Below are 23,743 nucleotides of genomic sequence, written 5' to 3'. Positions count from 1 at the left end.
TTGGAAAAACGGCTACCACTAACCACTAACCACCAACTAATAACTAATCCAATCACTCCAACTACCAGCGTAAAGTTTTCCTGTATGGATACCCGCTAATTCCAACGATAGTAAATTGACACAAGCAGTCACTCCAGAACCACAATAAACAAAAATTTCCTTGGCATTCTCAATCTCAGACCATCGATGACGTTGCTCTATACTGGACAGCAGATATCCAGCAGAGTCTGCCACTTCTTGCCAAGGATAATTGACTGCACCAGGAATGTGTCCGGCTATTTTATCAATCGGTTCTCTAATTCCTAGGAAACGCTCCGTTTCTCGCGAATCAACTAACACGACTTCCGGTAAATCTTTTCGCTCTTTCACTGTAGCGATATCCACTACCATGTCTGTTTGTATCTTAGGAAGCGAAGTAAGTCCTACTGATACTTTGTATTCTGGCACAATATCTGTTACAGGGTAACCAGCTTTTTGCCATGCAGCAAAACCCCCATTTAGTACTGCCACATTCTCGTGTCCGAGATAGCGCAACAACCACCACAAACGAGATGCAAAGGCGTAACGAGAATCATCATAAGCAACGACAAGAGTGTCTTCAGAATTGACGCCAATTAATGACAACTTTTGAGCTAATTCATGAGATTCTGGTAAAGGATGCCTACCTCCATGTTTTCCAACAGGGCTAGAAAGATCTAGATTTAAGTCTAAGTAGTGCGATCCTTTTATATGACACTCTTTGTACTGTTGCTGTCCCAGTTGTGGATCTGCCAGAGAAAAGCGACAATCCACTATAACAACTTGTGGATCTTCAAGATGTTCTAAGAGCCATTCACAAGAAACAACGAAATGTTTGTCGCTCATAAAAGTTTATTGGCTAAAGGCTAAAGGCTAATTGTTATTAGTACCATTAGCAATTATCTATTAGCCATTAGCAATTTACAAAATGTATATGAGAGAAAGTTTTACACCAGAGTCAACGGCAGATGGTTCATTCACCTTCTTTTCACACGAATTTGGTGAATTGTTCCACAGTCACTATGGAGCTCGTCAAGAGAGTTTTCTCAAATTCTCCGTACCAACCCAACTTGCTTTCGCTGCACATAAAGCAAAGGTGCAGCTTTTAGACGTTTGTTACGGATTGGGATATAACACAGCAGCAGCTTTACAAACCATTTGGGAAGCTAACCCTAAGTGTCATGTGGAAGTGATTGGTTTAGAGATAAATGCTGCAATACCACAAGCTGCGATTGCCCATCATTTGTATGACAATTGGGGATATGAGTACACTCAAATTTTGACTCAGTTAGCTTGCGAGCATCAAGTCGTCCAAGATGGTCTGACAGCAAATCTTTTAATTGGTGATGCTAGAAGCACAATTCAGCTTGTGAACAAATCCGGTTTTAAAGCCGATGCTATTTTTCTCGATCCATTTTCTCCCCCTCAGTGTCCGCAGTTGTGGACTGTTGAATTTATTCAGCAACTTTCCCTGTGCTTGGACTTGAAAGGTTTACTTGCAACTTACTCTTGTGCTGCTGCTGTACGTACTGCACTTGGAAATGCCGGACTGCAGTTTGGTTCCACACCACCTGTGGGAAGGCGCACACCTGGTACTGTTGCTGCTCATTTAGGAAGAGGGGAGGATGGGGACTTTTACGAGATCTCCCAAGTCGAAAAAGAACATTTGTTAACCCGTGCAGCAATTCCCTATCGAGATCCACAACTGAACGATTCTGCTGATGTCATTTTGAGACGACGCCAGCAAGAGCAACAAGACTCATCTCTAGAACCTACTTCCCATTGGCGAAAAAGATGGCTTTCTAAAAGTCTCAAAGAAATATTGTAAAATTTATTACTATAGGAAGATTGACTTTAGGGGGAAAACTATTTTTTTGTAATTTAAAATACAAATTTGTCTTTTAAGATATCTTGAAAGGTAAAAAAAATGACATGATTTTTATGGTTATTGTAAATTTTGTGACAAAATGCGTAAATACTTACCTTGAAGTCAAAATTTTAAAATACCGATACTTAATTTTAATAGGCATCGGAAGCTCAGCAACAATCTTCTTTTAATACCATGCTAAGAAATCTCCGTAAAAAACCCGATTTAACTCAACCAGGAATTGCTCATACTGGAGAGATAGGAATGAAAGAATATATCATCATTTCTCATATCTTAAAAAACCGTGAAATATTTATGCTCTTTATCAGAAAAACCGTGTTTTGCTAGCATAATAAATACTGATAAAAAGTAAACTTGTTTTTAATAGCGATCGCTGTTAACTATTTTGAAATTGGAGTACCCTTGTGGTTCAATGGAAATCCAAATTTACAGACTCTACCCAAGGAATTGTCAGTGAGTCGAACTTGTCAAATCAAGTTAATAATACTATAGTTAAAAATAATACACCGTCTTTACAACATAAGGATGGTGCTTTGAGTTCACCAATAAAAGAAATTGAGCTTGAAGAGCCGGAAACACCTGCCTCTTGGGTAAGCTCTCGCGTGAATCCTATATTTGATTTGTTAGTATCTAGAACGATACAAACTGCACATTGGACAGTGAATGGTAATGATTCGGATGCACCTAAAGTTTTAGTCGTTGATGACCATGCTGCTAGTAGGATGACAGCTGTTGCTCTTTTAGCGATGGAAGGCTACGAAGTCATAGAAGCAGATAGCGGTGGTACTGCTATAGAACTGGTAACGCAAAAACAACCAGACCTGATTCTATTAGATGTCATGATGCCAGGAATGGATGGATTTGAAGTTTGCCAGTTGCTCAAACAGGAAGAATTAACCAGGCTTATACCAGTGATTTTTATCACTGCTTTAAACGATAGGCGATCGCGGATTCGGGGAATTGAAGTCGGTGCAGATGATTTCTTAACCAAACCATTCGATCGCGTAGAACTAGCCGCCCGTGTTAAGTCTTTGGTGCAACAAAAGCGGTTAAACGAAGATTTAGATCACGCCGAACAAGTTCTGTTTTCTATTGCCAGAGCCATTGAAAGTCGCGATCCCAGCACCGGAGATCACTGCGAACGATTAATGAAATTGGGTCAGGCTTTTGGTGAGTACCTTGGTTTAACCCGCAACCAGATTCGAGATTTGATGTGGGGCGGTTATCTTCATGATATTGGCAAAGTAGGTATTCCCGATTCTGTACTGCTAAAACAGGGAAAACTGACCCCTGAAGAATGGACAATAATGCAGCAGCACGTTTTAATTGGAGAAAAAATTTGCCAGCCACTACGCAGTATGCGGGGTGTGGTTCCTATCATCCGACACCACCACGAACGGTGGGATGGCTCGGGTTATCCTGATGGACTTGTAGGCGAGCAAATTCCCCGATTAGCACAGGTCTTTCAAATAATTGATATTTTTGACGCTTTAACAAGCGAAAGATCCTATAAAAAGGCATTGTCCCCTGAAGAAGCGCTCAAAGTGATGGCAGAGGAAACAAACAAGGGTTGGCGAAATCCCGAACTTATGAAGCAGTTTGAGGAGTTTGTGATGACTTCTTGTAAGAATTGCTTGGGTGAAATGGGTAACTTAGTATTAATTGAGTCTACACTCGAATAAGTAAGCCAGTCACAGCGATACACTTTTATTATGGTAGTTGTAGCAATTTTGGCAGCCGGACGTGGAACGCGTATGAAATCCAGCCTGCCTAAAGTTTTACATTCCCTAGGTGGGCGATCGCTCATCGAACAAGTGATGGAGAGCGTCAAACCGCTTTTGCCAACCAGACAGCTTGTTATTATAGGGTATCAAGCAGAAGAAGTCAAGACAGCCCTACAGCCAATTCCAGGTTTGGAGTTTGTAGAACAAACCCAACAACTTGGGACAGGCCATGCCGTTCAGCAGTTACTGCCCTATTTAGAAGGTTACACGGGAGATTTACTGGTACTGTATGGAGATGTACCGTTGCTGCGTTCAGAAACCCTGACAAATTTGTTAGAAACTCATACTAAAAATCAAAACGCCGCCACTATCCTGACAGCAAAGGTAGATAATCCCAAGGGCTACGGACGCGTTTTTTGTAATAGTGAAAATATAGTTCAACAAATTATTGAAGATCGAGATTGCACTCTAGAGCAAAAAGAGAACAAACGTATTAATGCTGGCATTTATTGCTTCCGATGGCCAGATTTAGCCAACATTTTGCCCCATCTACAAGCAAATAACGCTCAGAAAGAGTACTATCTCACTGATGCGGTTAGTCAAATTGAGCCAGTGATGGCAGTGGATTTAGAGGATTATCAGGAAATTCTCGGCATCAACGATCGCTTGCAACTCGCTACCGCATACGAAATTTTGCAAAGGCGAATCAAAGAAAAATGGATGTTGGCTGGCGTGACTCTCATAGATCCAGCTAGTATTACAATTGACGACACGGTACAATTACAACCAGATGTAATTATTGAACCTCAAACTCACCTCAGAGGCAGTACAGTTATTCAAACCGGAAGTCGGATTGGACCGGGCAGTTTAATTGAAAACAGTCAAATCGGTGAAAATGTCACTATTCGATATTCTGTAGTCACAAACAGTATTATACACTCAGAAACTACAGTCGGTCCCTATACTCATTTACGCGGTCACGCGGTGGTTGGTGCTAGATGCCGAATCGGAAATTTTGTAGAACTTAAAAATACCAAGCTAGGCGACCATTCCAATGCAGCGCACCTATCATACTTAGGTGATACGACTGCAGGAACCCGAGTTAACATTGGTGCGGGAACAATTACTGCCAATTATGACGGAGTGAAAAAACACCCAACCACAATTGGCGATCGCACCAAAACCGGAGCAAATAGCGTTTTAGTCGCTCCTTTATCAATCGGCAATGATGTTTATATAGCAGCCGGCTCTGCTGTGACAAAAGATGTTCCTGATGATTGTCTGGTCATTGCCCGTGCTCGCCAGGTAGAGAAACCAGGCTGGCGCTTGAAAAATGATGAATGATAAATTATGAATTATGAATTGAGAGTTTCATCATTCATAACTCATAATTCATAATTCCTTAAACAACACCTACTTCTGTACCACCGGGTATTTCCAAAGTGTCACCAATTTGCTCGCCGTTGTGAAATGCAGCAAGAAGAGTAGGGCTAGTTTTACCCCAACCTATTGACCCACTTGCATCAATAGCGATCGCGCCAAAATCCCGGTGGTTTTCCCGTGCTTCTGTAAAGGATCGCTGCATCGCTTCCAAAAGCGGCATTCCATCAGTGACGCGTACTACAATCCGTGGAGCCAAGCACTCATCCATAATGTCTTCACCGATACCCGTACAGCTGACAGCAGCAAATTTGGTGGCATAATTACCTGCAGGCATTGCGGAATCGCTAACGCGACCGATACGCTCAAATCCTTTTCCACCAGTGGAAGTACCTACTGCGAGTTTGCCTTGAGTATCCAAAACGACTACACCGATAGTACCGCGTCGGGCACTGCTTGTTTCTAGCAATTCTTCTTCAGCAATGACCCCAGCCATTGCCCTTTTAAAGTTATCTTGACGTTCCTGTATCCATTCTTGTAAACGCAATTCAGTTAAGCCGTTATAACTTGGAATTTGTAATTCTCGTGCTAATTCAGCAGCACCGTAATCGGACAATACGCGATCGGGAGAGCTTTGGAGAGCAAGAGCTAAATCAATAGGATTTTTGACCCGCGATACGTTAATCACTCCACTAAAACTCTGGCAAGCCCCATCCATTAGAGAAGCACTCATACGAATTTGACCGTCTGATTGCAAAACCGAACCAGTTCCGGCATTAAAGCGGGGTTCGTCCTCCAATAGTTGACAGCCTCTTACCACAGCTTCTTTAGCACTTTCTCCAGACAAAAGGAGAGCATAAACTTCTTCCACTATTTTATGGAGCGATCGACGAACTGCTTCTAATCCTCCTTTCCCTTTAAGAGAAGCGCCAGCCCCTCCATGAATAATTAATTTAGGTTGCACCTGTATATCCATCTGTTTATTTCTTGACTCCGTGCCTTTGCGGTTATATATTGTGGGGCTTGAGCAACTCGGGGCTCCCATGAAGTGGGAATGAGGGAGTTGAGGACAAGAGACAAAGGAGGTAGACAAGGAATAAAATTTGACCTTATCTCCCTTGTCTTCCGTGTCCTCTTTGTCTCCCTTGTTTTCCTTGTCTCCAGTCCCCAATCCCTAGTCCCCTGTCTCAGGATCTTTAGCTTCAGAACGACGACGACGGCATCTTTCCGAGCAGTATTTGACTTCATCCCAGCAATCAGCCCATTTCTTGCGCCAAGTAAAAGGTCGCTGACATACCGGACACATTTTTGCAGGTAAGTCCGATTTAGAACGAGCACGTCCCATATAAATACGGTGCTGATTTGAGTTTGATTTCTGAGATTTGGTTGTACATTATAACCGCATTTGTCACAACGGTATGGTAATTTTGGTGACTGATTATTTTGGGCAGAACCAAGAAAAAAAACTTTCTGTAGGGGGTTGCGCTACTTGCTTTCCGCAAAATATGACGCTCGGCATAAAGCGATATTGCTCGTTTATACGTATTTCTAACAATCGCCACGTAAAATCCGCAATAATATGCGGATTTTTTATTGATTGCGCGAGTCTTTTAACCAGTCAAAGGTAATAACAATCGACTGACAACCCGACCATCTGGTAACTGATAAAAATGCAGTTCGCCTCCCATAAGTTGCATGAGGTTTTGACAGATTAACAAATGCAAACCTGGTGGTTGACTGAGGCTGGAAGGAGATAGAACTTTCTTAGGTGCATCTTGATGCAATTCTTCTAAAAGTTGAGCTTCAATAACACCATTATCTGTCACTGATACCTCTAGCAACTGCTCGTCCATACGGCGACACCAAATGTCAATTCTTCCGCCACCCACCGAACGGCGACAAGCATTGATTAACAACTCATAGAGAACTAGTTCAATTTTTACTATGTCGCCAATTACTGTCATGGCTTGGGTTTTTGACCCGTCAGAAGAGTTATACAAAGTAGAATATGTTTTTTCCGTACTGTCAATTGGTTGTCCTAAACCATGGACTCCGACCCACAACTTTTGTTGTTTGAGCAAGAGTTCCACTCGCTCGAGCGATCGCTTGAGTAAACTAGCAATTGGTACGGTTTCTTTGGTAACACATACTTGCCACTGCTCCAATTTAAGCATGGGTGTCATCGATCCTGCCACGGCATCAATTTGACGCAATAATTGCAGGTGACGAGTGTGAGTGATTTCGGTTGTAGGAACACCTAAATCGTACATTTGACTCAATAAAAGTACGAGTGTTCTTTGCATTTCCTCCAAACGACGGTGCTTGTACCAATTCAATTGTTGGAGATTGTTAGTTGTGGATTGGAGAATTTGCGTGAGATGCAAATGCCAACGCGACCAAGCAAACTGACAAATTAAAGATTCTAAAGCAGTGAGGCTTTGTTCTGACCACTGACGTTCTGCCCGATCGGCTATCAACACAACACCTGTAGGTTGGTAGTCTGCACTGGTACGTAACGCCATTACCAAAACCTGACCGATTCCGGAACCGTTGAGCCACTTTTTAGTTTGTTCGGGTAAATCGTCTGCTTTGATAGCTAATAAACCGTCTGTTGCAAACGCCCAATAGATCAGGGGCTCGGTTTGAATGGGAACGATTGCATCAGTATTTACGGTAAATTGATTGTTAGCAATAACACCCGGTATGATTTCTGCAACGTCTTGTTCTGGTGTCCAAGAAAGCAATAATGCTAAAGGACAGCCAAGAACAGAAGCTATTTGTTCGAGTGCTGCTCGTTCAAACTGATGAGCGGGTTGAGGGATGGAAGTTTGAGTGCGCTCCAAAATTCGGAAGCATTGCTGAAAGCTACGCAATATTTTTTCCTGCTGTTCTGTCACTTGATGCAGCCGCCATTGACGAACAATAACACCAATTTGCTGGCTCACTGCTTGCAGGAGTTCCTTTTCTTGCGTTTTCCAATAACGAGGAGTTTCGGTAGTAACGAGTAAAAGAGATTCTGGCGCACGACCTTGAGTGCAGTTACTAATCAGAAAAGAATGCACTCCATTTTCTACTAACTCAGACCGCCAGTTATAAAATTTTAAATCTTCCTCAGCATCTTCAATGCCCACAGCTTCTGATGAATGCTGCAATAACTGCCAATCCAATTCTTTAAGAGCATCAAGAGATGATATCAGATTTCTGCGATTGCGGGGTTGATTTTGGTATAAAATTTGGTATTGATTTTGGTCGGTATCTAGATCGAGTAGCAAAAAACGAGATACTCCCAACCTTTCCAAGACTCTTGTTGCACAAAGGTGTAAAATCTCTAGAGTATCAGAATCTTTACAGATAGCTTTGGCAATTTGACTGGTAAGTTGAGCATCGTCTTGAACTTGTTTGATAGTGGTTTCCATACCTTCGGTAGGTGCTGCTAGAGAAAGCAAACCAGCTGCACCAACAACGAAGTTTTTTTCGACATCCGACCAAATTCGAGCTTCTCTGGCTTCAACAGCCATAAAACCCAGCAAGTCCTTTTGCCAAACAATGGGCGCGGCTAATAGCGATCGCACGTTTAACCGTTGCAGCAGCTTGACTGTAAAAGCACTTTTTAACGAACTACGACCCTCGCCAATCGAGACAATTTGATTGACTGACAGTGCATAATAAAAGTCGTTCAGTTCTTGCACTGTAATTCCACTGGAGTGCTGTTCGCCTTGCGTCTTGCTATGACGGTCGCTCAACCGCAGCCAAAAATACCGTTTTTCCCGATCGAACCAGTAAATTTTTGTGCGGGTTGGTGAAACGAATTCATGAGTCGCTTGTACGACAACTTCCAGTTTTTGCTCCAAGTGACTCAGAGTTCTGACACTTTCCAACAGTCGCAACAACGGCTCGTCCAAGCGCTTGGTTTGCTTTTGCTGCAAATCTATTTCACTTTGATAAAGTGCTGCACCCAGTTCCCCCAAAACCATCGTCAGCCGAGCTTTTGCTTCACCACCAAGCATATAACCCCAACGTTCCGAACCCATCAACACAACACCCAAACAGCGATCTTTGTATCGAATTGGTAATATAATCGTTCCCTGTATGTTAAATTTTGCTGCAAATCCTTGCCATTGTTCGGCGCGATTTTCAGCTTTTAAGTCAGCTACACCTATGGAGCGTTGCTCAATGACGACTTGCTCTAACAAATCACCCGGACTGAGTACAACTCGCTGTCTCAAGTAACTGCTTTCGGCGACAGGTGATAGCCCTCCCTTACCAAATAAGATGTGATTCAGGCGATCGTAAAGAGCAATCCACACCAATTTATAGTCAAACTGCTCTTTGAGGTAAGAAATAGTGGTTTCGATTAAAACGTCAACATCGTTTTCTTCCCTGAGGCTCTGGAGGACGCGCCCCAAGGAAAATATATTTTGGTCGGTTGCTGTTGGTTTTTGAGGGGGCAACATCTGAATTATCGGTTAACTTAGATTGTTACTATATTAAGATGCCCATAAAAGCAGGTGGATCGAGCGAATTTCGCTTTGAGATTGTGAAGTTTTGAATTTAAAATTGGGAAGACTCAATTGGATATTTACAAAGATGCAATTCGTCCCCTTTTGTTCACTCTGGCAAAAACAGATCCAGAATGGCTACACCAGCAAACTATCCGCAGCTTGAGCTGGTTGGGACAGAATCGAGGTCGTCCTCCCGCAAACTGGATGAACGAACTTTTGATGCGATCGTTTTGTCTTGAGGATAAACGCTTAGAGCAAAATTTATTTGGACTGACGTTTCCCAATCCCCTTGGTTTAGCTGCAGGTTTTGACAAGGATGGAGTTGCAGTTCCCATCTGGTCTAGCCTGGGTTTTGGCTTTGCAGAAATGGGAACCGTTACTTTTCACCAACAACCAGGAAATCCCCCCCCTCGGTTGTTCCGTTTGCCTTTAGACAAAGCCGCCCTCAATCGCATGGGGTTTAACAATAGCGGTGCTCCCGCAATGGCAGTACGATTGGCAGAAATTCAGCAAGATTTGAGGTCAATACCTATAGGTCTCAACTTGGGAAAATCTAAAGTAACCACCCTAGAAGATGCTGCTCTTGATTATCGCAATAGTTTTCACTTACTTAAGGATTATGGAGATTACTTTGTTGTCAATGTTTCTTCCCCAAATACACCTGGATTGCGATCGCTCCAAGATGCTTCCATGTTAAGTTCTATTTTGGCAACATTACAACAGGAAAATTCCCTAAATAAGCCTTTATTTGTTAAGATAGCCCCTGACTTAGAATGGCAAGCAATATCTGATATTATTTCCTTGGCAAAAACTTATCAACTTGCCGGGATTATTGCAACAAACACCACTATTAGTAGGAATGGATTGAAAACTCAGATCGTTCCCCAAACAGGAAAATCACCTCAAGACGAAGCAGGTGGTATCAGTGGTGCTCCATTAAGAGAACGTTCCACCGAAGTGATTCGTTTTATTTGGCAGCAAACAGCAGGTCAAATGCCAATTATTGGCGTTGGTGGAATCTTCACCCCTGAAGACGCCTGGGAAAAAATCACTGCTGGTGCTAGCCTTCTCCAAGTTTATACAGGGTGGATTTATGAAGGTCCAGCTATGGTAAAGTCTATCCTCCAGGGTTTGTTATTCAAGTTAGAACAAAATGGTTTTCACTCTATCTCAGAAGCTATTGGATCTCAAAATTGACAAATAATTTTGATTTTGTGAAAATCAAAGCTCTTTTTAGGGGTTTTGGGCATCCCGGTATTTTTTAGGGAAAAAAGGCAAAAGTGAAAAGAAATTTCTTTTAACCCTTAAGGGTAAGCCAGTTGCTTTATGACGGGAAACCATGCGCGGCAATCGCTTATGGGGGAAACCCCTAAGACCGCGTTGCCTCACCACCGCACTGGCTCACTTTTGACTTTTAACTTTTAACTTTTTTCGTCTAGTTCTAATGGGAAAAACTCCTTAGTTTTTCGAGAGTATTTCCAAGCAATGCCATCTGGATCTTTGCTGCGACTCCACTCCGGAAAATCTGGATCGTCTCTCCTTTTGTAGACGGTACTGGAATAAACATTGAGCCGCTTGGCAAGTTCAGATTGAATCAGAGAACCAAAAAACAACTGTTTCTCCAGCGATTTTTTTGGAGTCTCTTGAGGTGGCTGAGGTGGTAACTCAGCCTCTGGTTCTTCCACAAGCGGTTTGGGTGGAGGTGGAGCAATAATTGGTAGAGGTTGGTAGGCAACACGTTCAGCAGGAAGTTCTTTTGGTGGTTCGCTATCATCTAGAATGCTACCCAGAGTACTAGCAGTGATAAAGTAATAAACTTTACCTCCATCTTCAGAGTCAATAGCACGAGCACCAAATTCTGCTGCTTTCGATTCCAAGTAACGTTTTGCCGTTTCCCCAGAAAAATTGCCTTTCATTGCCAAGTCTACAGGTGTAATCCTGCCTTGATTTTCCCTAAGCAATTGATGGAACATTGGATTAACTTGTTGGCTCCATTGTTGCCATTTATATAATTGCCAAACATTAAGCATCAAGACAAGAAGGATTATCCCCAGCCAGATTCGCCAGGTGGCAACTAGGAAAATAATTAAAAACGAGATAGGCAAAAGTAGAACTAGAAAACCCTTGCCGTAGCTTTCTATTGTTTTTTCACTCATGCCGATTACTGCCAAGTGTCTTTGTTGAGAAATAATATAATCTTGGCAAAAAAGATGGCAATAGTTTGTAACAATTGTCTATTTGCCAAAAAATTTTCCTGGCAAAAATTTGGCAAATGAGGAGCAGCGACCGTCTCCCTCTCGCTCCGGTGGTTGACCCAGGGAATGCCTTAAGGGAGGATCTGCCTCAAGTGCTCAGTAAAAAGTAGGGTGGGCAGAATCCGCTTTACAATAGCAGCGAGAAAATTTTTGACCCAGCCACTTGACACCTAGTAATACATATACTACATTAAGACTACAAGCTGATATGTGGCAGGTAGCTCAAACGGTAGAGCGCCAACATAGCCTGAAAAGGACGATAGAATTTAGGGTTATCGCTTTTAACGATCCCCCCCTTTATTCACCGGAGATGCGGGTTCAAATCCCGCCCCGCTACACCAATCCATAATGAATTATGAATTGTGAATTATGAATTATTTATGTGGTGGGTGGCGAAATTGGTAAACGCACCAAAAAAATCCTTGTTCACCCCTTGTCTGAAAAGACCGAAGAATTGAGGGTTATCGACTTCGGAATCGGGTATGCTGCGGGTTCGACTCCCGCCCCACCACACCAATTCATGATGAATGATGAATTATGAATGATGAATTATGAATATTTATGTGGGAGTAGCCAAGTCTGGTAAGGCAGTGGATGGGCAATTTGCCCGTAGTCCTTGGTTCACAAACTTGTCTGTAAAGGCTGAAGAATTGAGGGTTATCGTTGGCTCCATCATTCGCAGGTTCAAATCCTGCTTCCCACGCCAATTTATTTTAGATTTAAGATTTTGGATTAGGGATTGAATCCCCAATCCCTAATCCCCATGTGGCGGATAGTTCAGATGGATAGAACGCCTAAACATCCTTATTCATCCCTTGCCTGAAAAGGACGAAGAATTAGGGTTATCGCTTTCCACGCGGGATGTCGCAGGTTCGAGTCCTGCTCCGCCACCTTCCTTTTTGTCCGCAAGGGCTGGGAGATACTACAATGAATTATAAATTTTTTACTCAAAAAAAGACAGCCACACCACAAACTCAGCCCATTCCCGGACGGGAAGCAGAGATGATCCAAGGACGTTCGGGTGGGTTCATGTTCGATGCGGGTACTTGGAAGATGCTGCGTCGCTGTTTGCTGGTTGGTACTGCCAAAAGCACTTACTATGCTGGCAAACACGAACTGACAGAAGATTTTGTTGAAGTTGTCAGACAGGCGATCGCAGAAAATCCAGGACGAGTCGCAGAAGAAATACTTTATGCAAGTGATGGACGTGCCATCAACAACAGTGCGCCTATTCTTGCTTTGGTATTGTTATCCATGGGGGAAGCACCAGAAGCAAAGAAAGCATTTTGCGAAATTTTCCCACAAGTTGTCCGCACGGGAAGTCATTTTTATGAATGGCTTAACTACACCAAGTCCATGAGAGGGTTTGGTAAAGTTGTGCGAGAAGTTGGTAAAAATTGGTTTGCAAAAGAAGATGTTAAAGGTTTGGCTTACCAATTGCTGAAGTACCAGCAACGTCATGGATTTTCCAACCGAGATGCTTTGCGGTTGTTTCACGTCAAACCAATGACAGAAGACCATCAACAATTGTTTGAGTGGGTTGTCAAAGGTTGGGAAACCCTACCGGAGACAATCCCTTCTGCGGCATTAGCGCAGATTTGGTGGTATGAGTGGTTGAAGCGAAATCCAGAAAAAACCAATGAAGCCATACTACAAGGGCGCTTAACTCATGAAATGGCTGCACCCGTAGGTAAGATGGATTCAAGTGCTTGGCAGTTGCTATTCCATGAAATGCCAATTGGTGCATTGCTGCGTAATTTAGGTTCCCTCACTGAAATAGGTGTGTTAGGGCGAAACGAACGTGCCAATTTGAAGAGAGTGGAAGCAGTGCTCAATAACAAAGAACATCTGCGGAAAGGTCGCATCCACCCAATTGATGTTTTGAAAGCCCTCAAGACCTATCAATCTGGTGGTACATTGGGACGCAGCAAAAAGACTTGGAACCCAGTTGATGAAATTGTGGAAATCCTAGAAAAGTCCTTGGCGTTGTCTTTTGATGTGGTGGAATCTACAGGTAAAACCTTCATGCATGCCGTAGATGTCTCTGGTTCCATGAGTTGCCCAATTGTCGATATGGGACTCACTTGTTGTGAAGTAGCTACAACAATGGCTCTGGTGACAGCAAAAGCAGAAAAGAACTACGCGATTCGTGGTTTTGCAACCGACTTCCGCGATTTGGGTATTACCGCCGATGATAGCTTTAGGTCAGCAGTCCGCAAAGCTAGCAACCAAAACTTTGGTGGAACAAATGCTTCTGTTGCTTATGACTGGATGATTAAAAACAAGTTCAAAGCTGATGTTGTTTGCTTTTGGACTGACAGCGAATCATGGGCTGGTTACAAGCACCCAAGCCAAGCGTTAGCTGAGTACCGTCAAAAGGTGAACTCTAATACTAAGGCAGTGTATATCACTCTTGCGCCTTACCAGATTACATTAGTAGATCCAAAAGATCCATTGTCTTGGGATTTGGGTGGCTTTGACCCTGGAATACCTCGCATCATTCAAATGCTAGCGACAGGCGAACTATAGATAATTTTGGAATTAGGATGAAGGATTGTGCAAAACACTTCATCCTTTATCCTTGATACTTCTTGGCGGGTTACCCCGATTCTCAATTGGTCTTTTAAGGACACAGAACTTAATTAACTAGTTGCTCTATGAAGTTGAGAATCGGTTTCCAAAAGATACCAGTTAACACATAGGGAGCATATTCAAAAAGTGGTAGTTTTTGCTCGCTAGCTTGCTTAAATGGAATACAATCCAGCATAAAGGGAACAATATAAGTCAGCGCGTACCCAGTGACTAACGCCTTATTAAATTGTGGATCTGGACCTGCAATAGGGCTGTTATAGATGCCTAGTATTATGAAACAAAGCATTAACAATTGTTTCCAAATAGATAACACAGATAATGGCAGAAAAGAAAAATTTTTAGGAACACGCGCATCCTTTTTTTGCCTCATCCCTAATAAAACAGCCCAAGTTGCAGCCCCAACTATACCATCATCTTTCAGCCCGTAACTTCGTTGGAAATGTTTAACTGCTTTTTCTGTTTGCCAATCGAAAACACCATAAGGCTCTTTTTTAAGAAATCCTTCGTGGTGCAAAATATTCTGTAATTCTTTCACTGACTCTTGTAATTTTGGTGTCAATATTTTAATACCACGATAAATTGTTGGATAACAAAGGCAAGCCCAAGTTAACGCCCCAACAACTCCATCAACATATAAATGATTTTTTCTTTGAAATTCCTTAACAGCTTCCTCCGTTTCTAAGTCAAATTTTCCAGTAACATTTGCAAGAAAGCCTTGAGAATGTAATATAGTTTGTAATTCATTAATAGCGTCCACCAAAGAATTGGGTGTAAAGTCTTGGTGAAGTATGGGACGCTTTGTGAACAAATAAACTTGTTTTTTCCCAGGAAAGCATACCTTGTTTTTCTCTAGACCTAGAAAAGAAGCTAGGGAGTGCATTAATCTTTTCATCAAAGTTCTCCTAGAAGGATAGCGTAGTATTCTTTGCAAAATTTTTTATTGCTACTGTTTTGACGGTGTCAAATTTTTATCTGCTGAAAATCAACTCTCAGTTTAATAACTGAATGTAGAGCTTAAACACTAGCGTAATCAATGAATTACAAACAGCCAATTAACAGTGTGAAAAAATTGTTAGTAATTTGTTAACATTTTATCCAGTAAAATGTTATTAGATATATAAAAAGGACCGGAGATAAAAAACTTGTAGGGTAATATTTATGTCAAACCGCTCAGAGGATTGGAATTTACCCAAAAGCTGGAATTGCAATGTTTTAAAGGAATGGCACATAGACCGTCTACTGACTGATTTGGAGGCAACAACACAAAAGCGATACCGACAGGATACAAGAAAAGACTTATTACTAGGATTGTTATGTGGGTATAGCCTAAAAAAGATTAGTATCGATCTGCTGAAAAAAAATGCTGTCGTCAGAACAAGTGTTAGCAGTATCTATAGAGATATAGAAGCTTTGACAGGAGAGCCAGATAAAAGCGTTAAGTCAGGTAACTTAGTTTATATTCTGGAAAGACACGGGTATCGTAAGGGTGCTTCGGTATCTAGTGTTGGTAGTTCCACAATCACTCATAATTTACCCGCGCCCACTTACACAGAATTTATTGGGCGTGAGCCAGAGATGAAACTTTTACTGCAACGCCTTTCACCCAATCATGCTGCTCATATCATTACAGTGGATGGTATTGGCGGTGTAGGGAAAACTGCTCTGGTTTTAGCAGCAGCCTATCATTGCCTGAAAGCCAGTCAGGAAAACCTTTCTAGCGCACCCAAATTTGAAGCTATTATTTTCACGTCAGCCAAACAACAAGAACTTATTCCCAATAGTATTTTGCGAAGAAATCAGGGACAACGTAATCTGCGAGACATTTTTCGCGAGATTGCTCATACTCTCAACGACCCTACTATTATTCAATCTCCTCTCGACGATCAGTTCGATCGCGTTCGCCAAAGTTTGTCCAGACAAAGAACAATGCTAATTGTGGACAACATGGAAACAATTGAGGAGACGGAACAAGTTATCAGCTTCTTGTATGACTTACCAGCTCGCGTTAAAGTTGTCTTGACGACTCGCGAACGGATTGCTTTGCTTCCTATTAGTCTCCGCCACTTACCTTTGAATGATGGATTGAAGTTAATTCAGCAACAAGCTGAAGAAAAAGGAGTCACGATCGCCGCTCAAAATTCAAGTCTACTTTACCAACGGACTGGAGGAATTCCTCTCGCCATTGTTTATGCCATCGGTCAAGTCTCTAGTGGCTATTCCATGAATTTTGTCCTTGAAAGGTTGGCTTCAGCAACAAGTGATGTTGCTCGTTTCTGCTTTGAGCAATCAGTACAAGGTATAAAGGAACAACCAGCTCACAAGTTGCTAATGTCAATAGCAATTTTTCCCGATCCACCAATACTTGCTGCTGTAGCTGAGGTCGCTGGACTCACAGCATCTCCTGATTCTGTCAATGCGGGTTTAGCACGTCTTCAGCAACTCTCGCTAGTGAATCTTAACCAAGAAACTGGACGATATGAAATGCTTTCTTTAACAAGAGAGTATGTCTTAGCCGAACTGGCTGCATACCCAGATTTTGAAAGAGAAGCACGCAAGCGTTGGGTAAACTTTTATCAAGATTTTGCTCAACATAACGCAGGAGAAGATTGGGAAAAGTGGATACATTACAGCAAGTTAGACGAAGAGCAAGGGAATTTGCGAGCAACACTTTACTGGTGTAAAGCTCAAGAGCGTTATGAAGAAGTCAGGGATTTATGGCTGCTTTTATATCACTATGCCAACCTTTACTCTTACTGGGACGATCGCCTGCATTGGTTGCAATGGCTTATAGAACAATCGGAACGGCGGGGTGAATGGTCATCTTTTATAAAATTTTCTATCCGCAAAAGCTGGCTGTTAATTCGGATGTGTTCGCAACAGAATTTGAAAGAAGCAGAAGAAATTTTGCGACGGACATGGGTTTTGCGCGATCATGCAGACTTGTGCGTTCGAGCTGACTTAGCAGAAGGGACGGCTAGACTGAAAATTCGACAGAAAATGTATCAAGATGCAAGGTACTGGTTAACACTAGAAGAAGAACTAGTTCAAAACGCTCAGCTAGAAGAGCGACAGCACACTCGTTATATAATCCCTGTTCTCTACCATCGTGCTGAAATTTTTCATTCAGAATATGAATGGATGAAAGCTAAAGCACTTTTTCAAGAGGTAATACAAAAAGCAGAAAATATTAACTGGTATCGAGTCATGAACTCTGCTCAAAATTGGCTAGCTGATATAGCTATAGAACAGGGTGAAAAGCATGAAGCTCAACAGCTAATAACCAAAGGTTTAACGGTAGCAGAAAGTAGCAACAACAAACGTCGTCTTGCTCGCTATCAGCGTTCTTTTGCTCGTTGGGAAAGACAATGGGGAAGTGCAGAATCATCTCGCCAGTACGCTATTCAAGCAATGAATGGTTTTAATCTTTTAGGAATGTTAAGGGATGCAGAAGAAATGAAATTGTTTCTTGATACGCTAGGATGATTTTCTAGGAGATCTACTTAAAAAGTATTGTTGAATTTGTAACATTTAAATGCTAACAATATAAATTATACTATTCGTCGTATAGTCTGTTTACAAGAGTCATTAGGTAGTATAAAGCTAAAACACAATCTTTAGGAGAAGTCCCATGGCAAAGAAAAGATGGATACGCTCACCTGAGAAAAAGCCGAAACCTCAAGTACCTGCTACTGAAAAAGAACTGATTGAACAACAGTGTAACGATTTTATTAACAAAGAGCTAAAACCCAAATTTATTAAACAAAGAAATGAAGATTATCAATAATTATATAGTAGATGTTTTTGGAAAGTGGTATCGTAACTATTTTTATTTTTGCTCTATTTATAACTGTCCGGGAAAAAATGCAATTTCTCCCTCCTTTGAATTCAGATTTGCCCGTTTAGAGTACACAAAATCAAATTGCTTCAATATAGCTTATATGAGGCACACCGGACAATGGTGGGAAATTCTGCAAGGATTATCTTTAGAAGAGAGTTTATCTGAAATAAGAACTAATCCCTTGCTACAACCTGTTAGTTGATTCAAACATTGTTAAAGTGCGATCGCCAGTTATGATTAAAGATGACTTTGTGAAATAAAATAAAGCTTAGTAAATGAAAAATATATGAGCCACACATTTTCTCAAGATGAAAGCCGCCAGATGCTGAAGTGGCTAAACCAAAATCGACAGATGTTGTTGGACCTCTATCGAAATCAATATATTGCTTACAATGCTAAGGGTTTAATCGCTCATAGTGAAAACCTCCGAGAAGTTTTAGATTTAGCAGAGGCTTCCAACCAACCTTTTGTAATTTATTTAGTTCCACGCCGCACTGCTTCTATTCAAATTCTACCAATCCGCTTTCGCACTGTAACTACTCTTGAAATGGCGTGAAGGTTGACCGCATTTACCACAACACTCAAGTGCTCGCGCATATAAAAACCCGGGAGCTATAGCCCAAGAATTAAGAAAGTACGAACAGGCGTGGAAAAAACGTTAAATATTTACGTTGAGGATAACGATGAATATAGGGTTTCTTCAGTACAAAAAGTATTAAAAAGACTAATAAAATACAATTTTATAGTGAAATTACGCAATTATTATTGTCAAAAATCAGAAAGCCACATCACTAGAAAAGTTTTATTTATAACTAAAATTAAAATTACTTATATATTTTTAGTGACTTAATTGCCATACAGTGGTTGTACACAGCTGTGATGGTCTATGTTCATGATAGAAAACTTTCTGAAATTCTTTGCTTTTTGGGGTGGGGAGTAGGTATGAATGCAAGTCTAATCGTCTCAAATATTCTGAATCCACCAGTTTTATTCTTCTTTCTGGGGATGATCGCAGTCTTTGTGAAGTCAGATCTTGAAATTCCGGCTCCTTTTCCAAAACTGTTATCCCTTTACCTGCTTTTCTCTATAGGATTTAAGGGAGGGGTGGAACTTATCAAAAGTGGAGTGACCCAGGAAGTCGTGTTAACGCTTTTGGCAGCTATGCTGATGGCTATCTTCGTACCAATTTACACTTTTTTTGTTCTCAAAATCAAACTCGACACCTATGATGCTGCAGCGATCGCAGCAACCTATGGTTCTATCAGTGCTGTAACCTTTATTACAGCCGGATCTTTTCTCAACGAACTAGGGATTGTCTTCGATGGTTATATGGTGGCGGCTTTGGCACTCATGGAATCCCCGGCTATTATCGTCGGTTTGATTCTCGTCAATTTATTTACAGCAGATTCAAAAGAGCGAGATTTCTCCTGGCCTGAAGTTTTACAAGAAGCGTTCTTAAATAGTTCTGTCTTTTTACTAGTAGGAAGCCTTGTGATTGGAGTGCTGACAGGAGAACACGGTTGGAAAGTATTAGAACCTTTTACTCAGGGATTATTTTACGGTATCCTGACATTCTTTTTACTTGATATGGGACTAGTCGCTGCTAGAAGAATCAAAGACTTACAAAAAACAGGCGCTTTCTTGATATCTTTTGCAATACTAATTCCAATTGTTAATGCAACTATTGGACTCCTCATCGCGAAATTAATTGGAATGTCTCAGGGAGATGCTTTGTTATTTTCAGTGCTGTGTGCCAGCGCTTCTTATATCGCCGTTCCTGCAGCTATGAGGTTAACAGTTCCAGAAGCAAATCCCAGCTTATATGTTTCTACTGCCCTAGCTGTAACGTTTCCTTTCAATATCATTGTAGGAATTCCCTTATATCTGTACGGCATTAATCTACTTTGGAGATAAAATTATGCATCCAGTTAAACGAATAGAAATCATTGTGAATTCAGTTGAACTTGGAAAAATGTTAGATGGTTTAAAACAGGCAAATATTTCGGGATATTTATTGATCCGAAATGTTGCCGGACAAGGTTTTATGGGCGGTTCTCAAGATTTAGAAATGACTCTGCTGGACAATGTTTACATAATTGCCTTTTGTGTTCCAGACAAAATTAAATCAACTGTGGAAATTATCCGACCAATTTTAAACAAATTTGGTGGAACTTGCTATATTTCAGATGCTACAGAAATTCGTTCGATGAGATGTGTCGCATCATTGTAACGAGTAGGTTGGGTTGAGGAACGACACCCAACATTCCTCAGTTATTTACAAAGTTGAGGAACAAAACCCAACATTCCTCAGTTATTTACAAAGTTGAGGGACGAAACCCAATATTCTTTAGAATCCAAAATTTAAAATTCAAACAAGTAACATGGATGAAAATCATGAATTGATGGATCGTCGAAGTTTCTTGAACCTAACAAGAACGAGTGGAATTGCCTTAGTAACTGCCGTTACGGGAAGTTTCTTTTGGAGCATACAGCCCAAACGTGCAACTGCTGCTTCAGTTGAACCTCTAGATCCTGATGCTTCTTTAAAACGTTTAATGGATGGCAATCAACGTTTTGTTGAGCAAAAAGGCACGCATCCAGACCAATCAAAATCACGAGTCACAGAAGTTTCGCGATCGCAACATCCTTTTGCCACTTTGTTATGCTGTGCAGATTCGCGAGTCCCTCCTGAAATTTTATTTGATGAAGGAATAGGCGATCTATTTGATATTCGTGTGGCTGGCAACATTGTGACAGATGAAGTGTTAGGAAGCATAGAATATGCTGTAGATATTCTCAAGACTCCCTTGATTATGGTTTTAGGTCACGAACGCTGTGGTGCTGTTACAGCAGCAGTTCAGGGAGAAAGTCTTCCCGGTCATATTAGCTCTTTTGTTAAAGCCATCAAACCTGTAATTTCTGAAACAAAAGACGATTCATTAGACGCTGCTGTTGATAAAGCTGTCATTGCAAACGTTCAGTATCAAATTCAGAAATTGAAACAAAATTCAAAGATTGTATCTCAGCGATTGTTGGAGGGTAAGCTGAAAATTGTTGGAGGTCGTTATGACCTCGATACTGGAGAAGTTGGCTTGATATAAATTATTTCATTTTGTTGGATGGTCATCCTGCCTAATTCTTTCAAGAAGGATGGGTATACTCCTACCCCTCCTAAGTAAGGAGCAGGCAAGATGCCTGCACTACAATACACTTTGGGAAATTTACTATTAAATAAAATTCGTAATTGGTTCTCCCGGTTTTGCCTTCTTAAACTTAGTTCCAGTTGTACCTTTAGCCACTTTTTGTTTTACCTTGGGATAAGCCTCATCCGGTAGTGAAACATAACCGACTGACTCAACCCATTTCCAAGAATTTTCTATGTAGAAGTTTACAAAGTCTTTAACAGCTGGTTTGTTATCCAATGACTTCTTACTCACATAAATGAATAGCGGTCTAGACAAAGGGGTATAAATATTTTTGACAACATTATCTACGGGAACAGGCTTTTCACATTTTCCTTTAGGGCTTTCTACAGCAACTAAGTTGAGCTTATCTTGGTTCTGCAAATAGTAAGATATCCCAACATACCCAAGGGCATTTTCATCCCCCGCAACCCCTTGGACAAGAATATTTTGATTGTGGCTTGGAGTATAGTCCGTGCGTCCGTTTTTTGCTTTTCCAGTGACAGCTTGTGTGAAATAATCAAATGTTCCCGTGTCAGAAGCCGGAGCATATAACTTTAGTGGTTTGTTAGGAAATTTGGAATTGATTTGATTCCAGGTCTTGATTTTATTAGTTGCCTTTGCATTCCACATCTTTTTCAGTTCATCAATTGTCAAACATTGAGCAAAGTTATTTTGACGATTGGCAATGACAGCAATTCCATCAAGAGCAATAGGTATTTCTACAAAGGTAATATCCTTTTTGGCACAAGTTTTGATTTCTTCATCTCTAATGGTACGTGAAGCACCAACGATATCTATATCACCTGCACAAAACTTACTGATGCCACCTCCCGTACCGCTTGAAGCAACGCTTACATTTGCTTTGGGTGAAGCTTTCTCATATTCTTCAGCAACTGCTAAGGATATGGGAAAACCGACAGCTGCACCATCTATACTGACTTCCGTTGCCTTCTCGTTAGCTCTATTACAAGAAGTTATACCAAGCGTTAAAATGACCAAAGGTGTTAACAGACTTTGATACTTAAATTTGCGGTAAAAGCTCATAACTGAAATTCCTGTACTTTTTTTCTAAGCGCTCTGTGTTCGCTATTTACGCCTTGCTAGCAGTCCAAATTTTGTCGAAAATTGCCCCGTCATTAAAAAATCTTTTTTGGAGAAGATCCCAACCTCCTAAATCTTGAGCTGTAAAAAAGGTTTGAATGGGGGGGTATTTCTTCGCCACTTCTTCAACGACAGCTGGGTTAACAGGACGGTATCCTAACTTGGCAAATTCACGTTGGGCTTCTGTTGAGTAAAGAAAATCTACAAATGCCTCTGCAACTTCTCTAGTACCGTGCTTCTCAACGTTTTTGTCCACTATGGTGACAGGGTTGTCGATAGAAATATTCACATTAGGCACCACGTAAGGCAATTTTTGACCGTTCTGCTCAGCCAAAGACACTTCGTTTTCGTAATTGATCAACACATCTCCCTTTCCTTGTTGGAAAAAGAGATCGCTCGCATCACGCGCACTTGGGGCTAGCACGGGGGCATTTTTATAAACATTAGTCGTAAAGGTTTGTGCTTGCGTTTCGTCACCGCCTGTTTGAGTGATAACACCCCAAAAAGCTAAAAATTCCCAAATAGCAATACCAGAAGTTTTGGGGTTAGCGACGATTACCTTAACACCATCTTTTGTCAAGTCTGCCCAAGTATTAACGCCTTTGGGATTGCCTTCACGAGTTACAAGCGCCGCTACAGATCTGGTCACAATGCTGCTTTTAGGCGCTCTCGATTCCCAATTCTTTTCGATTAAACCAGCTTGCTGAATTTTATTGACATCAAGGGGAAGTGCTAGGTGTACGATATCAGCCTCTTGTGAACCTTTAATCACAGCTTCAGCTTGAGTTCCAGATGCACCGTAACTCTGCTCAAAAATCACATTTTGACCGTGTTCTTTTTTCCACTTTTCTACAAATTTAGGAATGATTCGGTCGTGAGCGGCTTGAGTTACTGAGAAAGAAACGAGGTTTAATTTGACCTCGGGTTTCGTAGCCGAGGTGCTTCCAGAACAGGCTGCGATCGCAACACTCAAGCTAGCGCCTACCAGAAACAGACACGCAAAGTCTCGAAGAGAATGTCCCTTTGACCAATTTCGTGCAACTCTATTGCTCCAGTGTTCGATCGACCAAAAAGCCTCTTTCATGCGAGCATGGATTTGCCCAATCCCGCGTATCCCTACCATCAACCTATTTTGCCACTTGGTCATTACAGTTCTCCGCAATCTATACGGTAGTTTGAGCGCAGTACCGTATTTTTATGGCATTTTAAATCACTTTGGTAGTTTTTTTGTTCTGTTTTAATCTTCTTTAACGAATTCGG

21 protein-coding genes, 3 tRNA genes and 1 pseudogene are annotated in these 23,743 nt (G+C 41.4%); 17 read left to right on the top strand and 8 right to left on the bottom strand.

The annotated features are described in order from the left end of the window. Positions 1–36 precede the first annotated feature (36 nt). Positions 37–864, bottom strand: a complete 828-nt coding sequence (locus tag HC643_RS18595) for a sulfurtransferase (RefSeq protein WP_038080097.1) — start codon at positions 862–864, stop codon at positions 37–39. Positions 865–952: 88 nt separating this feature from the next. On the opposite strand from HC643_RS18595, the gene HC643_RS18590 reads away from it, so the two are divergent. From HC643_RS18590 to glmU, 4 genes are all read left to right on the top strand, one after another. Further along, positions 953–1,846 carry a tRNA (5-methylaminomethyl-2-thiouridine)(34)-methyltransferase MnmD gene (locus HC643_RS18590; RefSeq protein ID WP_408019837.1) on the top strand — a complete coding sequence of 298 codons (894 nt, stop codon included), beginning with the start codon at positions 953–955 and terminating at the stop codon, positions 1,844–1,846. 234 nt (positions 1,847–2,080) lie between these two features. Continuing rightward, positions 2,081–2,233: a hypothetical protein gene (locus HC643_RS18585; RefSeq protein WP_153021474.1), complete on the top strand. Its 153-nt coding sequence runs from the start codon at positions 2,081–2,083 to the stop codon at positions 2,231–2,233. Positions 2,234–2,310: 77 nt separating this feature from the next. Beyond that, the gene (locus HC643_RS18580) at positions 2,311–3,588 is read left to right on the top strand and encodes a response regulator (RefSeq protein ID WP_050045944.1); all 1,278 of its coding nucleotides are present in this window, start codon (positions 2,311–2,313) and stop codon (positions 3,586–3,588) included. Between the two features lie 30 nt (positions 3,589–3,618). Then, complete coding sequence (glmU, locus tag HC643_RS18575) at positions 3,619–4,974, top strand: bifunctional UDP-N-acetylglucosamine diphosphorylase/glucosamine-1-phosphate N-acetyltransferase GlmU (protein ID WP_038080093.1); 1,356 nt, start codon at positions 3,619–3,621, stop codon at positions 4,972–4,974. Between the two features lie 58 nt (positions 4,975–5,032). Here the strand turns inward: glmU and HC643_RS18570 are convergent, their stop codons facing one another. From HC643_RS18570 to HC643_RS18560, 3 genes are all read right to left on the bottom strand, one after another. Next, entirely contained in the window at positions 5,033–5,986 is a 954-nt protein-coding gene (locus HC643_RS18570) for an isoaspartyl peptidase/L-asparaginase (RefSeq protein ID WP_038080091.1), read from the bottom strand. 198 nt (positions 5,987–6,184) lie between these two features. Next, positions 6,185–6,355 carry a DUF2256 domain-containing protein gene (locus HC643_RS18565; protein ID WP_072040761.1) on the bottom strand — a complete coding sequence of 57 codons (171 nt, stop codon included), beginning with the start codon at positions 6,353–6,355 and terminating at the stop codon, positions 6,185–6,187. Positions 6,356–6,620: 265 nt separating this feature from the next. Continuing rightward, a complete protein-coding gene (locus tag HC643_RS18560; RefSeq protein WP_038080087.1) occupies positions 6,621–9,464 on the bottom strand; it encodes a GAF domain-containing sensor histidine kinase in 2,844 nt (947 codons plus the stop codon). A gap of 117 nt (positions 9,465–9,581) precedes the next feature. Between HC643_RS18560 and HC643_RS18555 the strand changes: the two genes are divergently transcribed. Continuing rightward, positions 9,582–10,709: a quinone-dependent dihydroorotate dehydrogenase gene (locus HC643_RS18555; RefSeq protein WP_038080086.1), complete on the top strand. Its 1,128-nt coding sequence runs from the start codon at positions 9,582–9,584 to the stop codon at positions 10,707–10,709. A 224-nt stretch (positions 10,710–10,933) separates the two neighbouring features. On the opposite strand, the gene HC643_RS18550 is transcribed toward HC643_RS18555, so the two are convergent. Beyond that, positions 10,934–11,668, bottom strand: a complete 735-nt coding sequence (locus HC643_RS18550) for a hypothetical protein (protein WP_038080084.1) — start codon at positions 11,666–11,668, stop codon at positions 10,934–10,936. A 309-nt stretch (positions 11,669–11,977) separates the two neighbouring features. On the opposite strand from HC643_RS18550, the gene HC643_RS18545 reads away from it, so the two are divergent. The 5 genes and pseudogenes from HC643_RS18545 to HC643_RS18525 all read left to right on the top strand — a co-directional run bounded on the left by HC643_RS18545 (position 11,978) and on the right by HC643_RS18525 (position 14,296). Further along, positions 11,978–12,108, top strand: a tRNA-OTHER gene (locus HC643_RS18545). 42 nt (positions 12,109–12,150) lie between these two features. After that, positions 12,151–12,279: pseudogene (locus tag HC643_RS18540) on the top strand. 51 nt (positions 12,280–12,330) lie between these two features. Next, positions 12,331–12,473 (top strand) — tRNA-OTHER (locus HC643_RS18535). Between the two features lie 60 nt (positions 12,474–12,533). After that, positions 12,534–12,658 (top strand) — tRNA-OTHER (locus tag HC643_RS18530). Positions 12,659–12,694: 36 nt separating this feature from the next. Further along, entirely contained in the window at positions 12,695–14,296 is a 1,602-nt protein-coding gene (locus HC643_RS18525) for a TROVE domain-containing protein (RefSeq protein WP_038080107.1), read from the top strand. Positions 14,297–14,405: 109 nt separating this feature from the next. Here the strand turns inward: HC643_RS18525 and HC643_RS18520 are convergent, their stop codons facing one another. Next, on the bottom strand, positions 14,406–15,116 hold the full coding sequence (locus HC643_RS18520) for a peptidoglycan-binding domain-containing protein (RefSeq protein WP_237265899.1): 711 nt from the start codon (positions 15,114–15,116) through the stop codon (positions 14,406–14,408). 401 nt (positions 15,117–15,517) lie between these two features. Here HC643_RS18520 and HC643_RS18515 point away from each other — a divergent pair, with 401 nt between their 5' ends. The 7 genes from HC643_RS18515 (at position 15,518) to HC643_RS18490 (ending at position 21,298) form a co-directional block, all read left to right on the top strand. Next, positions 15,518–17,842, top strand: a complete 2,325-nt coding sequence (locus HC643_RS18515; RefSeq protein ID WP_038080080.1) for an ATP-binding protein — start codon at positions 15,518–15,520, stop codon at positions 17,840–17,842. A gap of 145 nt (positions 17,843–17,987) precedes the next feature. Next, positions 17,988–18,143, top strand: coding sequence for a hypothetical protein (locus HC643_RS40845; RefSeq protein ID WP_202048630.1), 156 nt, complete (start codon positions 17,988–17,990; stop codon positions 18,141–18,143). Continuing rightward, the gene (locus tag HC643_RS42785) at positions 18,127–18,399 is read left to right on the top strand and encodes a DUF3024 domain-containing protein (RefSeq protein WP_456320635.1); all 273 of its coding nucleotides are present in this window, start codon (positions 18,127–18,129) and stop codon (positions 18,397–18,399) included. The genes HC643_RS40845 and HC643_RS42785 overlap by 17 nt, the downstream gene beginning before the upstream one ends. An 84-nt stretch (positions 18,400–18,483) precedes the next feature. Next, positions 18,484–18,753: a DUF5678 domain-containing protein gene (locus tag HC643_RS18505; RefSeq protein ID WP_038080078.1), complete on the top strand. Its 270-nt coding sequence runs from the start codon at positions 18,484–18,486 to the stop codon at positions 18,751–18,753. Between the two features lie 386 nt (positions 18,754–19,139). Next, positions 19,140–20,111: a sodium-dependent bicarbonate transport family permease gene (locus HC643_RS18500; RefSeq protein ID WP_038080106.1), complete on the top strand. Its 972-nt coding sequence runs from the start codon at positions 19,140–19,142 to the stop codon at positions 20,109–20,111. Positions 20,112–20,115: 4 nt separating this feature from the next. Further along, positions 20,116–20,427, top strand: a complete 312-nt coding sequence (locus tag HC643_RS18495) for a P-II family nitrogen regulator (protein WP_038080076.1) — start codon at positions 20,116–20,118, stop codon at positions 20,425–20,427. A 151-nt stretch (positions 20,428–20,578) separates the two neighbouring features. Further along, entirely contained in the window at positions 20,579–21,298 is a 720-nt protein-coding gene (locus tag HC643_RS18490) for a carbonic anhydrase (protein WP_137986320.1), read from the top strand. Between the two features lie 126 nt (positions 21,299–21,424). Here the strand turns inward: HC643_RS18490 and HC643_RS18485 are convergent, their stop codons facing one another. After that, positions 21,425–22,426 carry a PstS family phosphate ABC transporter substrate-binding protein gene (locus tag HC643_RS18485; protein WP_038080074.1) on the bottom strand — a complete coding sequence of 334 codons (1,002 nt, stop codon included), beginning with the start codon at positions 22,424–22,426 and terminating at the stop codon, positions 21,425–21,427. Positions 22,427–22,472: 46 nt separating this feature from the next. Continuing rightward, on the bottom strand, positions 22,473–23,630 hold the full coding sequence (locus tag HC643_RS18480; protein WP_038080072.1) for a sulfate ABC transporter substrate-binding protein: 1,158 nt from the start codon (positions 23,628–23,630) through the stop codon (positions 22,473–22,475). Positions 23,631–23,743: the final 113 nt, after the last annotated feature.

The sequence above is a fragment of the Tolypothrix bouteillei VB521301 genome (assembly GCF_000760695.4).
Classification (GTDB): Bacteria; Cyanobacteriota; Cyanobacteriia; order Cyanobacteriales; family Nostocaceae; genus Scytonema; species Scytonema bouteillei_A.
This window is presented reverse-complemented; position numbering and strand designations above follow the sequence as displayed.

What these genes read in the sequence shown, in the direction of transcription:
- HC643_RS18595 (WP_038080097.1), bottom strand. Translation starts at nt 864, where the DNA reads ATGAGCGACAAACATTTCGTTGTTTCTTGTGAATGGCTCTTAGAACAT.
- HC643_RS18590 (WP_408019837.1), top strand. Translation starts at nt 953, where the DNA reads ATGAGAGAAAGTTTTACACCAGAGTCAACGGCAGATGGTTCATTCACC.
- HC643_RS18585 (WP_153021474.1), top strand. Translation starts at nt 2,081, where the DNA reads ATGCTAAGAAATCTCCGTAAAAAACCCGATTTAACTCAACCAGGAATT.
- glmU (WP_038080093.1), top strand. Translation starts at nt 3,619, where the DNA reads ATGGTAGTTGTAGCAATTTTGGCAGCCGGACGTGGAACGCGTATGAAA.
- HC643_RS18570 (WP_038080091.1), bottom strand. Translation starts at nt 5,986, where the DNA reads ATGGATATACAGGTGCAACCTAAATTAATTATTCATGGAGGGGCTGGC.
- HC643_RS18565 (WP_072040761.1), bottom strand. Translation starts at nt 6,355, where the DNA reads ATGGGACGTGCTCGTTCTAAATCGGACTTACCTGCAAAAATGTGTCCG.
- HC643_RS18560 (WP_038080087.1), bottom strand. Translation starts at nt 9,464, where the DNA reads ATGTTGCCCCCTCAAAAACCAACAGCAACCGACCAAAATATATTTTCC.
- HC643_RS18550 (WP_038080084.1), bottom strand. Translation starts at nt 11,668, where the DNA reads ATGAGTGAAAAAACAATAGAAAGCTACGGCAAGGGTTTTCTAGTTCTA.
- HC643_RS18525 (WP_038080107.1), top strand. Translation starts at nt 12,695, where the DNA reads ATGAATTATAAATTTTTTACTCAAAAAAAGACAGCCACACCACAAACT.
- HC643_RS18515 (WP_038080080.1), top strand. Translation starts at nt 15,518, where the DNA reads ATGTCAAACCGCTCAGAGGATTGGAATTTACCCAAAAGCTGGAATTGC.
- HC643_RS40845 (WP_202048630.1), top strand. Translation starts at nt 17,988, where the DNA reads ATGGCAAAGAAAAGATGGATACGCTCACCTGAGAAAAAGCCGAAACCT.
- HC643_RS42785 (WP_456320635.1), top strand. Translation starts at nt 18,127, where the DNA reads ATGAAGATTATCAATAATTATATAGTAGATGTTTTTGGAAAGTGGTAT.
- HC643_RS18505 (WP_038080078.1), top strand. Translation starts at nt 18,484, where the DNA reads ATGAGCCACACATTTTCTCAAGATGAAAGCCGCCAGATGCTGAAGTGG.
- HC643_RS18500 (WP_038080106.1), top strand. Translation starts at nt 19,140, where the DNA reads ATGAATGCAAGTCTAATCGTCTCAAATATTCTGAATCCACCAGTTTTA.
- HC643_RS18495 (WP_038080076.1), top strand. Translation starts at nt 20,116, where the DNA reads ATGCATCCAGTTAAACGAATAGAAATCATTGTGAATTCAGTTGAACTT.
- HC643_RS18490 (WP_137986320.1), top strand. Translation starts at nt 20,579, where the DNA reads ATGGATGAAAATCATGAATTGATGGATCGTCGAAGTTTCTTGAACCTA.
- HC643_RS18485 (WP_038080074.1), bottom strand. Translation starts at nt 22,426, where the DNA reads ATGAGCTTTTACCGCAAATTTAAGTATCAAAGTCTGTTAACACCTTTG.
- HC643_RS18480 (WP_038080072.1), bottom strand. Translation starts at nt 23,630, where the DNA reads ATGACCAAGTGGCAAAATAGGTTGATGGTAGGGATACGCGGGATTGGG.